The sequence below is a fragment of the Pseudomonas sp. SIMBA_068 genome, assembly GCF_046534705.1.
Classification (GTDB): domain Bacteria; phylum Pseudomonadota; class Gammaproteobacteria; order Pseudomonadales; family Pseudomonadaceae; genus Aquipseudomonas; species Aquipseudomonas putida.
Window position 1 is genome coordinate 1 of sequence record NZ_JAWRYI010000252.1, and the last position, 310, is coordinate 310.

Annotated in this window: 1 protein-coding gene; it reads left to right on the forward strand. The window is 67.1% G+C overall.

What is annotated here, in order from left to right:
- Positions 1-310, forward strand: a 310-nt coding sequence (locus tag SB756_RS29050; protein WP_410912989.1) for an MHYT domain-containing protein, incomplete at both ends; no start/stop codon positions are given.

Here is a 310-nt window from a genome sequence, read left to right on the forward strand (position 1 = left end):
GGGGCAGGCATCAGTTGCATGCACTACACCGGTATGGCCGCGCTGCGCATGCTACCGGGCATCGACTATGACCCAACGCTGTTCGGCGCTTCGCTGTTGATCGCCGTTGGCGCCTCGGCGGCGGCGCTGTGGATCGCGTTTCGCTTGCGCAGGCACACCCCTTACGTGCGCCAGATCCGGGGCCTGGCGGCCGTGATCATGGGGGTTGCCATAGTGGGCATGCACTACACCGGCATGGCGGCGGCCAATTTCCCTGCGGGTAGCTTCTGTGGTGCGCTGGGCGGCGGGCTGCAAGGCGACGGGCTGGTCT